19 protein-coding genes are annotated in these 13,935 nt (G+C 68.9%); 11 read left to right on the top strand and 8 right to left on the bottom strand.

The window, feature by feature from the left end; translation table 11 throughout:
• Positions 1 to 49: 49 nt before the first annotated feature.
• Together GGQ63_RS05535 and GGQ63_RS05530 are read left to right on the top strand one after the other, a co-directional pair.
• A complete protein-coding gene (locus GGQ63_RS05535) occupies positions 50 to 412 on the top strand; it encodes an ArsR/SmtB family transcription factor (protein ID WP_183853382.1) in 363 nt (120 codons plus the stop codon).
• A complete protein-coding gene (locus tag GGQ63_RS05530) occupies positions 409 to 723 on the top strand; it encodes a rhodanese-like domain-containing protein (protein ID WP_183853380.1) in 315 nt (104 codons plus the stop codon). Before GGQ63_RS05535 ends, GGQ63_RS05530 begins: the two co-directional genes overlap by 4 nt.
• Positions 724 to 761: 38 nt before the next feature.
• On the opposite strand, the gene tldD is transcribed toward GGQ63_RS05530, so the two are convergent.
• The 4 genes from tldD to GGQ63_RS05510 all read right to left on the bottom strand — a co-directional run bounded on the left by tldD (position 762) and on the right by GGQ63_RS05510 (position 3,417).
• Complete coding sequence (gene tldD / locus GGQ63_RS05525; protein ID WP_183853377.1) at positions 762 to 2,186, bottom strand: metalloprotease TldD; 1,425 nt, start codon at positions 2,184 to 2,186, stop codon at positions 762 to 764.
• A gap of 79 nt (positions 2,187 to 2,265) precedes the next feature.
• Positions 2,266 to 2,562, bottom strand: coding sequence for a type II toxin-antitoxin system RelE/ParE family toxin (locus tag GGQ63_RS05520; protein WP_343061083.1), 297 nt, complete (start codon positions 2,560 to 2,562; stop codon positions 2,266 to 2,268).
• On the bottom strand, positions 2,555 to 2,836 hold the full coding sequence (locus tag GGQ63_RS05515; RefSeq protein ID WP_183853375.1) for a hypothetical protein: 282 nt from the start codon (positions 2,834 to 2,836) through the stop codon (positions 2,555 to 2,557). The genes GGQ63_RS05520 and GGQ63_RS05515 overlap by 8 nt, the downstream gene beginning before the upstream one ends.
• 59 nt (positions 2,837 to 2,895) lie before the next feature.
• Positions 2,896 to 3,417, bottom strand: a complete 522-nt coding sequence (locus GGQ63_RS05510) for an invasion associated locus B family protein (RefSeq protein ID WP_183853373.1) — start codon at positions 3,415 to 3,417, stop codon at positions 2,896 to 2,898.
• Between the two features lie 338 nt (positions 3,418 to 3,755).
• Here GGQ63_RS05510 and coxB point away from each other — a divergent pair, with 338 nt between their 5' ends.
• The 7 genes from coxB (at position 3,756) to GGQ63_RS05475 (ending at position 9,786) form a co-directional block, all read left to right on the top strand.
• Positions 3,756 to 4,610 (top strand): cytochrome c oxidase subunit II, encoded by an 855-nt coding sequence (coxB, locus tag GGQ63_RS05505; protein WP_183854040.1) that lies wholly within the window; start codon positions 3,756 to 3,758, stop codon positions 4,608 to 4,610.
• A gap of 72 nt (positions 4,611 to 4,682) precedes the next feature.
• Positions 4,683 to 6,308, top strand: a complete 1,626-nt coding sequence (gene ctaD, locus GGQ63_RS05500) for a cytochrome c oxidase subunit I (RefSeq protein ID WP_183853371.1) — start codon at positions 4,683 to 4,685, stop codon at positions 6,306 to 6,308.
• An 83-nt stretch (positions 6,309 to 6,391) separates the two neighbouring features.
• A complete protein-coding gene (gene cyoE, locus GGQ63_RS05495) occupies positions 6,392 to 7,324 on the top strand; it encodes a heme o synthase (RefSeq protein ID WP_183853369.1) in 933 nt (310 codons plus the stop codon).
• A gap of 2 nt (positions 7,325 to 7,326) precedes the next feature.
• Positions 7,327 to 7,482, top strand: coding sequence for a hypothetical protein (locus GGQ63_RS05490; protein WP_183853367.1), 156 nt, complete (start codon positions 7,327 to 7,329; stop codon positions 7,480 to 7,482).
• Positions 7,483 to 7,491: 9 nt separating this feature from the next.
• A complete protein-coding gene (locus GGQ63_RS05485; RefSeq protein ID WP_183853365.1) occupies positions 7,492 to 8,067 on the top strand; it encodes a cytochrome c oxidase assembly protein in 576 nt (191 codons plus the stop codon).
• 17 nt (positions 8,068 to 8,084) lie between these two features.
• Entirely contained in the window at positions 8,085 to 8,969 is an 885-nt protein-coding gene (locus GGQ63_RS05480; RefSeq protein WP_183853363.1) for a cytochrome c oxidase subunit 3, read from the top strand.
• Between the two features lie 58 nt (positions 8,970 to 9,027).
• Entirely contained in the window at positions 9,028 to 9,786 is a 759-nt protein-coding gene (locus tag GGQ63_RS05475) for an SURF1 family protein (protein WP_183853361.1), read from the top strand.
• A gap of 6 nt (positions 9,787 to 9,792) precedes the next feature.
• On the opposite strand, the gene GGQ63_RS05470 is transcribed toward GGQ63_RS05475, so the two are convergent.
• Positions 9,793 to 10,407, bottom strand: a complete 615-nt coding sequence (locus GGQ63_RS05470; RefSeq protein WP_183853359.1) for a YqgE/AlgH family protein — start codon at positions 10,405 to 10,407, stop codon at positions 9,793 to 9,795.
• 130 nt (positions 10,408 to 10,537) lie between these two features.
• Here GGQ63_RS05470 and GGQ63_RS05465 point away from each other — a divergent pair, with 130 nt between their 5' ends.
• Together GGQ63_RS05465 and GGQ63_RS05460 are read left to right on the top strand one after the other, a co-directional pair.
• Positions 10,538 to 11,380 (top strand): protein-disulfide reductase DsbD domain-containing protein, encoded by an 843-nt coding sequence (locus GGQ63_RS05465; RefSeq protein ID WP_183853357.1) that lies wholly within the window; start codon positions 10,538 to 10,540, stop codon positions 11,378 to 11,380.
• A gap of 70 nt (positions 11,381 to 11,450) precedes the next feature.
• Positions 11,451 to 11,936, top strand: coding sequence for a peroxiredoxin (locus GGQ63_RS05460; RefSeq protein ID WP_183853356.1), 486 nt, complete (start codon positions 11,451 to 11,453; stop codon positions 11,934 to 11,936).
• 205 nt (positions 11,937 to 12,141) lie between these two features.
• Here GGQ63_RS05460 and GGQ63_RS05455 read toward each other — a convergent pair whose 3' ends face one another.
• The 3 genes from GGQ63_RS05455 to GGQ63_RS05445 all read right to left on the bottom strand — a co-directional run bounded on the left by GGQ63_RS05455 (position 12,142) and on the right by GGQ63_RS05445 (position 13,930).
• On the bottom strand, positions 12,142 to 12,375 hold the full coding sequence (locus GGQ63_RS05455; protein WP_183853354.1) for a hypothetical protein: 234 nt from the start codon (positions 12,373 to 12,375) through the stop codon (positions 12,142 to 12,144).
• A gap of 113 nt (positions 12,376 to 12,488) precedes the next feature.
• Entirely contained in the window at positions 12,489 to 12,968 is a 480-nt protein-coding gene (rnhA, locus tag GGQ63_RS05450; RefSeq protein ID WP_183853351.1) for a ribonuclease HI, read from the bottom strand.
• Entirely contained in the window at positions 12,965 to 13,930 is a 966-nt protein-coding gene (locus GGQ63_RS05445; protein WP_183853349.1) for a homoserine kinase, read from the bottom strand. The genes rnhA and GGQ63_RS05445 overlap by 4 nt, the downstream gene beginning before the upstream one ends.
• Positions 13,931 to 13,935 lie beyond the last annotated feature (5 nt).

The following is a 13,935-nucleotide window of genomic DNA, read 5'->3' as shown; positions in this document are numbered from 1 at the left end:
AGGTCTATAAGCGCTCTCTAATTTAGAGAGATCTAATATAGAGGGTTTGATGTCAGGCGCACCGCGCATCGCGACCCACGATCTCGCCGCGCTCGAAGCGCGGGCGGGCGAGGCGGCGGCGCTGCTCGCCCTGATGGCGAACGAGAAGCGTCTGCTCCTGCTCTGCCATCTCTGCGGGGTTGGGGAGGCGCCGGTGGGCGCCCTCGCCGAGGCGGTCGGCCTGTCGCAATCGGCAGCCTCGCAGCATCTCGCGCGGCTGCGCGAGGAGGGTGTCGTGGCCTTCCGCCGCGACGGGCAGACCCTCCATTACCGGGTCGGGCATGCCGGGGCGCTCCGCCTGCTCGCCACCCTCAAGGACCTCTTCTGTCCCGCCGATCTCCCGGCGGGCGCTCCCAAAGGAACGACCCCGTGATCCGCACCATCGATGCCCTGAACGCCCGCGCCCTCGTCGAACAGGGCGCCGCGCTGATCGACATCCGCGAGCCGGCCGAATTCGCGAGCGAGCGCATTGCCGGCGCCGAGCTGCAGCCGCTGTCGCAGCTCTCGGCCGGCCCGGCGGCCGTGCGCTCATCGGGCACGGTGATCTTCACCTGCCGCTCCGGCCAGCGCACGGCGATGAACGCCGCGCGGCTCGTCGCCGCGGCACCGGGCTGTACCGTCTTCCTGCTCGAAGGCGGTCTGAACGGCTGGCTGCGCGCCGGCCTGCCCGTCGAGCGCGGCTGAGGCGCCGCCGGCGCCGCAACCCGCTTCCGCGCGGACGGTCAGGTGGCGGTGCCGCCGACCGTCAACCCGTCGATCCGGAGCGTCGGCTGGCCGACGCCGACCGGCACGCCCTGGCCGTTCTTGCCGCAGGTGCCGATGCCGCGATCGAGCGCCATGTCGTTGCCGACCATCGCGATGCGGGTCAGCGCGTCCGGCCCGTTGCCGATCAGCATTGCGCCCTTGACCGGCGCGCCGATCCTGCCGTTCTCGAGGAGATAGGCCTCGGTCGAGGAGAACACGAACTTGCCGCTCGTGATGTCCACCTGGCCGCCGCCGAAGCCGACCATATAGAGGCCCTTCTTCACCGACCCGAGGATCTCTTCCGGGCTGTGCGCGCCGGACAGCATCAGCGTGTTGGTCATGCGCGGCATCGGCGCGTGGGCGTAGGACTGGCGGCGGCCATTGCCGGTCGGCTTCATGCCCATCAGCCGGGCGTTCTGCCGGTCCTGCATGTAGCCGACCAGGATGCCGTCCTCGATCAGCGTGGTCGACTGGGTGGGCGTGCCCTCGTCGTCGATGGTGAGCGAGCCGCGGCGATCGGCGATCGTGCCGTCGTCGACCACGGTGACGCCCTTCGAGGCGACCCGCTCGCCCATCAGCCCGGCGAAGGCGCTCTCCTTGCGGCGGTTGAAATCGCCTTCCAGCCCGTGGCCGACCGCCTCGTGCAGCAGGATGCCCGGCCAGCCCGGGCCGAGCACCACGTCGAACGTGCCGGCCGGCGCCGGCACGGCCTCCAGATTGACGAGCGCCTGGCGGAGCGCCTCGTCGACCGCGTGCCGCCAGGACTCCTCGGTCACAAAGCTGCCGAAGCCCTCGCGGCCGCCCATGCCGTAGGAACCCTGCTCCTGCCGGTCGCCCGAGCCGGCGACGATCGAGACATTGACCCGGACGAGCGGGCGGACGTCGCGGCGATAGCTGCCGTCCGGCCGCAGGATCTCGACCACCTGCCAGGAGCCGGCGACCGAGGCGGAGACCTGCCGCACCCGTGGATCTTTCGCCCGCGCATAGGCGTCGATCGTCTCGAGCAGCTTCACCTTCTCGGCGAAAGAGGGCGAGGCGAGGGGGTTCTCGTCGCCATAGAGCGACCGGTTGGTGCCGGGGGGCGGCGCGGCGAGCGTGCCGGAGCGGCCCGCCTTCACCGAGGCGACCGCCTCGCCGGCGCGGCGGATGGCGTCGAGCGAGATCTCGCCGGAATGCGCATAGCCGACCGCTTCGCCGGCGACCGCACGGAGGCCGAAGCCCTGCGCGGTGTCGTAGCTCGCCGAGACGAGCCGCCCATTGTCGAAGCCCAAGCCTTCGGACTGGGTGTATTCGAGAAACAGCTCGCCGTCATCGGCGCCGGCGAGCGCCGCCCCGACGACCGATTCGGCCTCGCTTCGGTCGATGCCGGCGCGCTCGAGCAGGCTCTTTGTGTCCTCGGTCATGAGCGAAGGGTCCTTCCGTGGCGTGCTGGCCCGAAGATAGTGCGTCGCGGCCCGGTTCGCACCGGCGTGCGGTGATCGATCAGCGGCGCCGCTGCGGCCATTGTTGCGCGCCGTGAAGGACGCGAAGGATCGTGATCCGTTCCGCGGCGGCGCGATAGACGATGATGTGGGGCGTATGCGGGACGATCAGCTCGCGCGTCCCGGCGATTCGTCCCGCACGCCCCTGGTGCGGCATCGCGGCGAGGGCACCCGCCGCCGTTACGATCGCATCGCCGACTGTGACAGCCGAGGCGGGGCTGTCGAGCGCGATATGGGCGATCTGATCGGCGAGGTCCATCTCGGCCAGGACCGTCCAGACGACGGGCCGATCAGTCACCGTCGGGCTTCAGGAGATCGGCGCGGCGGCTCCGCCAGCGCGCCTCGACATCCGCCTGCGACAGCGCCGCTGCGCCGGCTGTATCGGCGGCCTGGATACCCCTATCGACCTCGGTCCGGAACCAATCATCATGATCGGCGCGGCTCTGATCGACCACGTCGCGCATGAAGTCGCGCAGCATCTGCGGGCCGCTGCGATCACGGGCCGCCGCCACTTCGGCGAAAGCGCGCTTGAGATCGTCGTCGACGAGGAAGGTGAACGGCGCATCGGGCATCGCGAAACCCTCTCTTCCGTTGCTCCAATATGACGCTGCCGGCTTCCGATCGGAAGAGGTCATGGCAGCGAATCGAAGCTCGGGCCGAAGCCGTTGAGCGAGATCGGGATGCCGATGCCCTCTTCCGGCGTCTGGAAGATGATGAAGGTCGCCGTCTTGCCGTCGCGCAGCTTCTGGATCAGCTGATCGTCGAGGATGACCTCGGCGAGGCAGCCGTCCGGCAGGCAGCGCACGAAGCCGGCGCGGCCCATGTCGCTCGTGTCGATCTTGAGCGCGAGGCCCGACGGCAGCAGCACGCCGAGCGGCGCCAGCACGCGCATGATGCGGGCCTTCTTGTCGGCCGTCTTCAGCACGATCACCGAAAGGCCGACATTGTCCCGATCCTCGGCCGTGACGAACTGCATCATCGAGCAGACCTCGTTCTGCGCGCCGGCGGGCGTGTCGCAGCGCACCTCCCAGTCGCCGTGCACGGCCTTGACGACGCCCTGCGCCGCTGCCGGCGCGGCGAGACCCGTCGCGGCGAGGGCGAGGGCGGCGAGCCGGAGGGCGATCCGGCGCGGGAACTTGAGCTCAAAGGACACGGGACGGCTCCTCGGTCACCGAAACGATCATCATGCTCCGCCGCGCGGCCGCATCGAGGCGGCGGCAGCGATTTGCCGCATGTCTTCGCATGTTCCACCGTTGCTCGGCAAAGGCCTCTGTGGCAAAGGGCGATCCGGACGCTCGAAGACCGTGCGCGAAACGAAAAAGTCGCATGGCCGGCGGGCCTTCTCGGCCTATACTGGGCTGGAAAAAGGCGCAAACGGGGCCGTCGGAGGGGAGCGCGCGAGGCGCTGCGGCGGCCGACGACAAGGAGTGGGACGTGGCGAAGGCGATCGCGCATTTCTCGGGCAAGCTTGCCGCCGTCGGCGCGCTGACCATGCTGCCGGCTGCGGCTTGGGCCGACCAGCCGCGGCAATGGGAAGTCTGGCACCAGGAGGCCGCCTCGCCGATCATGGCGCGGATCGAGAGCTTCAATGCCGGGCTGACGCTGACCATGGCGGCGGTCGTGGTGTTCGTGCTCGCCCTGCTGCTCTATGTGATGGTGCGCTTCAATGCGCGCGCCAATCCGACTCCCTCGCGCACCTCGCACAACACGCTGATCGAGGTGGTCTGGACGGTGGCGCCGATCCTGATCCTGATCGGCATCGCCGTGCCCTCCTTCTCGCTCCTCTTCGCGCAGGAAGACCCGGCGCGCATCATCCCCGGCTTCGATCCGGCCAAGGATCGCGTCGTTCACCTGAAGGCGACCGGCTATCAGTGGTACTGGGGCTATGAATACGCCCCGACGCAGGAGGGCGCCGAGCCGGTCAGCTTCGAATCGCGCATGCTGTCGGATGCCGACCGCACCGATCCGGCGACCCAGCCGCGGCTCCTCGCGGTCGACAATCAGGTCGTGCTGCCGGTCGGCGTCGTCGTCGATCTGCAGGTGATCGGCGCCGATGTCATCCATTCTTTCGCGATGCCGGCCTTCGGCGTGAAGATCGACGCCATTCCGGGCCGGCTCAACTCGGCCTGGTTCCGGGCCGACCGTGAGGGCGTCTATTACGGCCAGTGCTCCGAACTGTGCGGCCGCGACCACGCTTTCATGCCGATCGCCATCCGCATCGTGCCGCAGGCGCAGTACGACGCGTGGCTGGCGGCGGCGCAGACCGATCTCAAGAGCGCCTATCAGCTGCTCGCGGACATGAAGACCGAGGACGGCGCCAAGGCCGTCGACGTCGCCGCGCGCTGAGGCGGGCGACAGACGAAGCGATCCGGCCGGGCGCGCTCGGCGCGCCGCAGGGCGAGAAGGGAAGGAAGAGACATGGCCACGGGCGCTCACGCCGCTCACGTTCACGACCACGGCCATCCGACGGGTTGGCGCCGCTGGGTCTATTCGACCAATCACAAGGACATCGGCACGATGTACCTGATCTTCGCGATCATCGCGGGGATCATCGGCGGCGCGCTCTCGGTCGGGATCCGGCTCGAGCTGCAGGAGCCGGGCATGCAGATCTTCTCCGATCCGCATGTCTTCAACACCTTCACCACCTCGCACGGCCTGATCATGATCTTCTTCATGGTGATGCCGGCGATGATCGGCGGGTTCGGCAACTGGTTCGTGCCGATCATGATCGGCGCGCCCGACATGGCCTTCCCGCGGATGAACAACATCTCGTTCTGGCTGCTGCCGCCGTCCTTCCTCCTGCTCTTGATCTCGCTCTTCGTGCCCGGCCCGGCCGGCGCCAACGGCGTCGGCGGCGGCTGGACGATCTATCCGCCGCTCTCCTCGGCGGTGACCGGCGGTCATCCGGGCCCGGCGATGGACTTCGCGATCCTCGCGCTGCACATCTCGGGCGCGTCGTCGATCCTCGGCGCGATCAATTTCATCACGACGATCTTCAACATGCGCGCCCCCGGCATGACGCTGCACAAGATGCCGCTCTTCGCCTGGGCCGTGCTCGTCACCGCCTTCCTGCTTCTCCTGTCGCTTCCGGTGCTCGCCGGCGCGATCACCATGCTGCTGACCGACCGCAATTTCGGCACCACCTTCTTCAAGCCGGAAGGCGGCGGCGACCCGATCCTGTTCCAGCACCTGTTCTGGTTCTTCGGCCATCCCGAGGTGTACATCCTGATTCTGCCGGGCTTCGGCATCGTCAGCCACATCATCTCGACCTTCTCGAAGAAGCCGATCTTCGGTTACGTCGGCATGGCCTATGCGATGGTCGCCATCGGCGTCGTCGGCTTCGTCGTCTGGGCGCACCATATGTATACGGTCGGCCTCTCCTATGAGACGCAGGCCTATTTCGTCGCCGCCACGATGATCATCGCAGTGCCCACGGGTGTGAAGATCTTCTCCTGGATCGCCACGATGTGGGGCGGTTCGATCGAGTTCCGCACGCCGATGCTGTGGGCGATCGGCTTCATCTTCCTCTTCACGGTGGGTGGCGTGACGGGCGTTCAGCTCGCCAATGCCGGTCTCGACCGGGCGCTGCACGACACTTATTACGTCGTCGCGCACTTCCACTACGTGCTCTCGCTCGGTGCGGTGTTCGCGATCTTCGGCGGCTGGTACTACTGGTTCCCGAAGATGTTCGGCTACATGTACAACGAGACCATCGGCAAGCTGCACTTCTGGGTGACCTTCATCGGCGTCAACCTGGTGTTCTTCCCGCAGCACTTCCTCGGGCTCGCCGGCATGCCGCGACGCTATGTCGACTATCCGGATGCGCTCGCCGGCTGGAACTTCGTGTCGTCGATCGGCTCCTACATCTCGGCCGTCGGCGTGCTGATCTTCCTCTATGGCGTCGTCGACGCCTTCCTGAAGAAGGTTCCGGCCGGCGACAATCCGTGGGGCGAGGGCGCGACGACGCTCGAGTGGCAGCTCTCCTCGCCGCCGCCCTTCCATCAGTGGGAGACGCTGCCGAAGATCGGCGACGTCAAGCACTGAACGTGACGACGGGGCCGGGAAACCGGCCCCACTCTCGAAAGGCGACCAAGGGGCCGGGAAACCGGCCCCCTCGAAAGGCGACCATGTCCGACGTGGAGTTCCGCGACATCGAAGGGACGGCGAGCCATCTCGCCACGCCGTCCGATTTCATCGCGCTCTTGAAGCCGCGGGTGATGTCGCTCGTCATCTTCACCGCCTTCGTCGGTCTGGTCGCGGCGCCGGGGAGCATTCACCCTGTGATGGCCTTCACCGCGCTGCTCTGCATCGCGGTGGGGGCGGGCGCCTCGGGCGCGCTCAACATGTGGTATGACGCCGATATCGACCGGCTGATGCGCCGCACCGCGAGCCGGCCTGTGCCGGCCGGCCGCGTCGCGCCGGGGGAGGCGCTCGCCTTCGGCCTGACGCTCGCCGCCTTCTCGGTCGTGCTGCTCGGCCTCTTCGTCAATGCCGTCGCCGGCGCGCTGCTCGCCTTCACCATCTTCTTCTATGCCGTCGTCTATACGATGTGGCTGAAGCGCTCGACGCCGCAGAATATCGTCATCGGCGGCGCCGCCGGCGCGCTGCCGCCGGTGATCGGCTGGGCCTCGGTGACCGGCTCGGTGTCGCTCGAGCCGATCCTCCTCTTTCTCATCATCTTCATGTGGACGCCGCCGCATTTCTGGGCGCTGGCGCTCTTCAAGTCGGACGATTACGGCCGCGCCGGCGTGCCGATGCTGCCGAACGTCGCCGGCGCGGCGGCGACCCGCCGGCAGATCCTCCTCTATTCGCTGGTGCTCGCCCCGCTCGGCGTGACCCCGGCGCTGTTCGGCTTCGCCTCGCCGGCCTATGGCGTCGCGACTGCGGCGCTCGGCGCGGTGTTCGTGCATCACGCCTATCGCGTCTGGCGTGCGGGCGACGCGGACCCACGCTTCGCCGCCGCGAAGCGGCTGTTCGCCTTCTCGATCGTCTACCTCTTCCTCGTCTTCGCGCTCCTGCTCGTCGATCGGCTCGCTGCGCTCTTCGGATGGATGGTCTGACCATGGCCGAGGAAGGTCGCAAGCTCACCGAGGAAGAACTGCGCCGCCGCCGCGCCCGCTCGATAGCCATCGCCTGGGTGCTCGCCGGCCTGGTCGTGCTCTTCTTCGCGATGACGATCGTCAAGATGGGCGGCAATGTCGCCAGCCGCGTGATCTAGGAGGGGCGGATGAAGTCGAAGGTCGGAATGACCGCCGCGGCCTGCGTGGTCTTCGCCGGCGCCATGCTCGGCGCCGCCTTCGCCTCCGTGCCGCTCTACAATCTGTTCTGCAAGGTCACGGGCTATGGCGGCACCACGCAGCGCGCCGAAGCCGGGCCGGGCAAGGTGCTCGACCGGACCGTCCGGGTCCGGTTCGACGCCAATATCGGCAATGGCCTCGAATGGAGCTTCCGCCCGGTCGACCGCGAGGTCGAGGTGAAGCTCGGCGAGATCCGCGAGATCCATTATGCGGTCGCCAACCGCTCCGGTGCGCCGAGCGCCGCCACGGCCGTCTTCAATGTGACACCGGGCATTGCCGGGCAGTATTTCAACAAGATCGCCTGTTTCTGCTTCAACGAGCAGCACCTCGCCGCCGGCGAGAAACAGGACATGGCCGTCACCTTCTTCGTCGATCCGGCGATGGCGTCGGATCCGGAACTGCGCTACGTCGATACCATCACCCTTTCCTACACCTTCTTCCCCGCCGAAGACGGCGCGACGGTCAAGCCGCTCGCTGCCGTCCCGGCTACGAAGAGCCCGCTCTGAGCATAGGGGGAGCCGCCATGGCCGAGGCCCACGCCGTCCACGCACACGGCAAGAACCACGACTACCATCTCGTCGACCCGAGCCCGTGGCCGTTCCTCGCTTCGCTCGGCGCCTTCCTGCTGGCGGTGGCGGCGATCCAGTACATGCACGGCGCGAGCCCGTGGTGGATGGTGCCGGGCGTCCTGGTCGTCCTCTACACCATGTTCGTGTGGTGGCGGGACGTCATCAAGGAAGGCCAGAAGGGCGATCATACGCCCGTCGTCCAGCTGCACCTGCGCTACGGCATGATCCTGTTCATCGCCTCGGAGGTGATGTTCTTCGTCGCCTGGTTCTGGGCGTTCTTCGATGCGAGCCTCTTCCCGAACGAGGCGCATCAGGTCGCCCGCGCCGCGTTCACCGGCGGGCACTGGCCGCCGCAGGGCTTCGAGGTGTTCGACCCCTGGCACCTGCCGCTCCTCAACACGCTGATCCTGCTCACCTCGGGCACGACCATCACCTGGGCGCATCACGCGCTGCTGCACGACGACCGTGAGGGCCTGAAATGGGGCCTCGTCTGCACCGTCGCGCTCGGCCTGATCTTCTCGGTGGTGCAGGCGATCGAGTATCTGCACGCGCCCTTCGCCTTTGGCGGTCCGGTCGACGGTCCCTACGGCCCGGATGCCGGCAACATCTATGGCGCCACCTTCTTCATGGCGACCGGCTTCCACGGCTTCCACGTCATCATCGGCACGCTGTTCCTGATCGTCTGCCTGTTCCGGGCGATGGCCGGCCATTTCACCCCGAAGGCCCATTTCGGCTTCGAGGCGGCGGCCTGGTACTGGCACTTCGTCGACGTGGTGTGGCTGTTCCTGTTCTTCGCCATCTACATCTGGGGCGGCTGGGGCGCTCCGGTGCACGGCTGACGCTGTTCCGGCCGCGCCACCCCGGCGCGGCCGTTCCTCTCCTTTCGATCGAGCGGCCATGGCTTCCCCGACCCGCCGGCTGATCGCGCCGGGCATTGCCGCTCTCATCGGCGTCGCGATCCTCCTCGGCCTCGGCATCTGGCAGATCGAGCGGCTCGCCTGGAAGGAGGCGCTGATCGCGCAGGTCAACGCCCGCATCGGCGCCGCGCCGATCGCGGCGCCGGGGCCGGAAACCTGGCCGGCCCTCGATCTCGGTGCGGTCGATTACACGCCGGTGACGATCTCCGGCACCTTCCACTACCCGGCCGAGACGCACCTCTACGCCACGGTGAGCGAGCCCGAAGGCGGAGCCTATGGCGGCGTCGGCTGGATGGTCTACGTGCCCCTGAAGACCGATCAGGGGTGGTGGGTCTATGTCGATCGCGGCTTCGTGCCGGACGACCGGCGCGATCCCTCGACGCGCCGCGAGGGGCAGGTCGAGGGCCGCATCACCATCACCGGGCTGCTGCGCAAGCCGGAGACACCCTGGAGCCTGCTGCGGCCCTCCGGCGACGGCGCCAAGAACGAGTGGTTCTATCGCGAGCCGGCGCGCTTCGGCGCTGCCGCCGGGCTTCCCGCGGCCGACCTCGCGCCCTATACGATCGAGGCGGATGCGACGCCCAATCCCGGCGGGCTGCCGCAGGGCGGCGAGACCCGCGTGACCTTCGCCAACAACCACCTCAATTACGCGATCACCTGGTTCGCCCTGGCGATCGGCCTCGCGGCCGTGTTCGTCGTCTGGGCGCGCGCCCGGTTGCGCGAGGCCGGTCCGCGCTGACGCGCCTCAGGCGTGCCCGGCTTCGCCCGACAGCATGCCGGGCCGCACACCGAGAAGCGCGAGCGCCCGCTCATATTTCGCGTCGAGATCGGGATCGAAGATCAGATCCGGCTCGGCCGTACAGTGCAGCCAGCCATTCGCCTGGATCTCGCTTTCGAGCTGGCCGGGGGCCCAGCCGGCATAGCCGAGCGCCAGCATGGCGCTCGCCGGGCCGGAGCCGACGGCGAGCGCCTTCAGCACCTCGAGGGTAGCGGTGAGCGAGACGTGATCGTCGATCGGCAGGGTCGAATTCTCGACGAAGTAATCCGTCGAATGGAGCACGAAGCCGCGGCCGGTCTCGACCGGGCCGCCGCGCTGCACGATCATCCGCGAGGCGACGGAGGGCAGGCGGATTTCCGGGGTCTCTGGGATGATGTCGAGCTGGACGAGGAGGTCGTGGAAGGTCAGCTGCGGGGCGCGCTGGTTGATGACGATGCCCATCGCGCCTTCCGAGGAATGGGCACAGACATAGACCACCGAACGGGCGAAACGATCGTCCGTCATGCCCGGCATGGCGATCAGGAAGTGCCCGTCGAGAAAGGGCCGATCCGACGTGTCGAGGCTGTGCGCGCGCGGCTTCATGGCGATCGAGTCTAGCACGGGGTCGGAAGAAGGAAAGGGCGGGCGGACCCTGCGGCTCACGGAGAAGTGGTCGGCCGGCGTGCCCGCCGGCCTCGCCTTTGCCCGAGGCCGCCGATATCGTCCCGCGCTCATGAAGCGTGCCCTTCCGATCCTTTTCGCCGCCTTCGCAGCGGCGGCCCCGCCGGCCAACGCCGCGACCGGCGCCTGGGTTGCCGCCGATCACGTCCGGCTGCGTCTCGTCGCCACGCCGACCGCCGACGGCCGGATCGACGGCGTGATCGAGATCGCGCTCGACGCCGGCTGGCACACCTATTGGCGCGACCCCGGCGACGCCGGCATGGCGCCGCGCTTCGATTTCTCCGCCTCCGCCAATCTCGATGCGGCCGAGATCGCTTTCCCGCCGCCGCGCCGGTTCGACGACGGCTTTGCGGTCAGCAATGTCTATGAGGGCGCCGTGGCGCTGCCCTTCGCCGCGGCGATCCCCGAGGCCGGAGTGCCGGTCCGTGTCAAGGCGGCGGTCGATCTCGGCGTCTGCGCCGAGATCTGCCTGCCGGTGCGGCTCGACGCGACACTCGACGTGCCGCCCGGCCTGTCCGATCCGAATGCCGCGGCGCTCGTCGGCGCGGCGCGGGCGCGCCTGCCGGGGCCGCCCGCGCCCGGCCGGTTCGCCGTCCGCGACGTCGCCGGTCTCGGGGGCGCCGAGAAGGAGACGGGCTTCGAGCTGACGCTCGAAACCCCCGCGCCGCAAGGAACGGAAGTATTCGTCGAGGCGCCCGCCGGCTGGTATCCGTCGCCCCCGCAGCGCGTCTCCGCGACCGACGGCACGGCCACCTATCGCTTCACGGTCGACCGGTCGGCCACCCCGCAGCCGGCGCCCGGCGCGGCCTTCCGCTTCACGGTCGTGGCGGGGGACAGCGCGATCGAGCAGGCGGTCCCGCTCGACGGCCTCGTCCTCGAGGATCGCCCCCGGTGACGTCCCCTTGGCAGCGCCGTTCCGCCGCCCTAGTCTCCGCCGGCCTTTCCCTCTCCATCCGGAGCGCATCATGACGATCACGGTCGGCGACCGCCTGCCCGACGCCAGCTTCAAGGTCGCGACGCCCGAGGGCTTCGCCGACCGCACGACCGGCGAGATCTTCGCCGGCCGCAAGGTCGTGCTGTTCGCCGTTCCCGGCGCCTTCACGCCGACCTGCCACCGCAACCACCTGCCGGGCTATGTCGAGCAGGCCGAGGCGATCCGCGCGAAGGGCGTCGACGAGATCGCCGTCGTGTCGGTCAACGACCACCACGTCATGAAGGCCTGGGCCGAGGCGACGGGCGCGGCGGGCAAGATCACCTTCCTCGCCGACGGTTCGGCGGTCTTCACGCAGGCGGTCGGCCTCGACCGCGACCTGACCGCGGCCGGCATGGGCGTCCGCTCGCAGCGTTATGCGATGATCGTCGAGGACGGTGTCGTGACCGCGCTCAATGTCGAGGACTCGCCGGGCAGCGTCACCGGCTCGGGCGCCGCGGCGATCCTCGCTCTGCTCTGATCCACCTTGTGAGACCATCGGCGCGCGACTAGTTTCCGGTGGAAGACTGGAGCAGCGCCGATGACCCGTGTCACGCTGGAGCAGGCGGAGAAGAATCGACGCCGTTTTTCGATCCGCCGCCGGGTGACGCACTGCGGCTGCGGACCGGCCGTGAAGCGTCTCCCCGACACCCACGCCCGACCTTCGGTGTCGAGTGCCTCCGGTGCTAGCTCTTGTCGTGGCGGCTTTCCTGATTCATGCCGTGGCGACTCACCGGGAACTCGCTCTGGCGGGCGTCCGGGTGCTTGATCGGATTGGGCGGGACGTCGCCTTCGGCGGTGCGTTCGAGCATCGCATCGGCTTCTCCGGCCTTCGGCAGGTCGTCCTTGCGCTCGAGCATGCGGAGCTGCTGCTCGTGGGTGATGCGGCCCTGGCGGCCTTCCGGCTTGGCGTGGCTCATAGGGTCCTCCTTTGCGTGCCTGACGAAAGGCGAACACCGGGACCGCGCGAGGGTTCCGCGCCGTCCGCAGGGACCTCCCGCCCTTTGGGGACGTGCGGCGCTGCGCCCAAGGCCTATGGCCGGAAGGCCGGCGCGGCCGGGCGGCGGGCGGGCTTGAAGGGGCGCATGCCTTCACGGGCGAGTTCGTCGGCCCGCTCGTTGAGCTCCGTGCCGGCATGGCCGCGCACCCAGTGCCAGGCGACATCGTGGCGGGCGAGCGCCGTATCGAGCCGCTGCCAGAGATCGACGTTCTTCACCGGCTTCTTGTCGGCGGTCCGCCAGCCGTTCCGCTTCCAGCCGTGGATCCAGCCGGTGATGCCGCCACGCAGATACTGCGAATCGGTGTGCAGGTTGACGCGCGACGGCCGTTTCAGCGCCTCGAGCGCGGCGATCGCCGCCATCAGCTCCATGCGGTTGTTGGTGGTGTCGGGGGCGCCGCCGGACAGTTCCTTGCGATGATCGCCGGCGATCACCACGGCGCCCCAGCCGCCGGGGCCGGGATTGCCCGAGCAGGCGCCGTCGGTCCAGATCTCGATCGCGGTGTCGTCCGTCACGCTTCGGCTCCATAGGCGGCGGCCGAGCCGGCGCGCTGGTGGAAGCGGAGCTTCCGGAGATATTCGAGCGGGTCCTTCGGCCGGACGAGCGCGCCGGGCGGCACGTTCAGCCAGTCATAGAGCCGGGTGAGCAGGAAGCGGAGCGCCGCGCCGCGGCAGAGCAGCGGCAGGGCCGCGATCTCCTCCGCGCCGAGCGGGCGGATGCGGCCATAGCCGGCGATCATCGCCTTCGCCTTCGTCACATTGAGCGCGCCGTCCGGCTCGAAGCACCAGGCATTGATCGAGACGGCGAGGTCGTAGGCGAGGAAGTCGTTGCAGGCGAAGTAGAAGTCGATCAGGCCGGAGAGCGCGTCGCCGAGGAAGAAGACATTGTCGGGGAAGAGATCGGCATGGATGACGCCGGCGGGGAGGGCGGCGGGCCACTGCGCCTCGAGCGCGCCGAGCTCGGTCTCGATCTCGCGGCGGAGCCCCGAGAGCACGGTGTCGGCGCGGCCGGCGGAGCGGGCGAAGAGCGGCCGCCAGCTGTCGACGGTGAGCGCGTTGCGGCGGGTGATCGCGAACCCCTCCGCCGCGGCATGCATGTGGGCGAGCGCCTCGCCGACCGCCGCGCAATGGAGGACGCGCGGCCGGCGCACCGACATGCCCTCGAGAAAGGTGACGATCGCCGCAGGCCGGCCGGCGAGCGTGCCGAGCGCCGCGCCGGAACGGTCGCGCACCGGCAGGGGGCAGGTGATGCCGCGGCCGGCGAGGTGCTCCATCAGGCCGATGAAGAAGGGCAGATCGTTCGGATCGACCCGCTTCTCGTAGAGCGTCAGGATGTGCGGCCCGGCCTCGGTGACGAGCAGGAAATTCGAGTTCTCGACGCCCTCGGCGATGCCCTTGAAGGAGAGCACGGCGCCGAGATCGTAGCGCGCGATGAAGGACGCGAGCGCGTCGTCGGAGACGTCGGTATAGACGGCCATGGCGG

Origin of the sequence: Prosthecomicrobium pneumaticum (assembly GCF_014199915.1) — a bacterium.
Lineage (GTDB): Bacteria > Pseudomonadota > Alphaproteobacteria > Rhizobiales > Kaistiaceae > Prosthecomicrobium > Prosthecomicrobium pneumaticum.
Note: the sequence above shows the minus strand (reverse complement) of the source record. Positions and strands in the feature narration are given on the sequence as shown.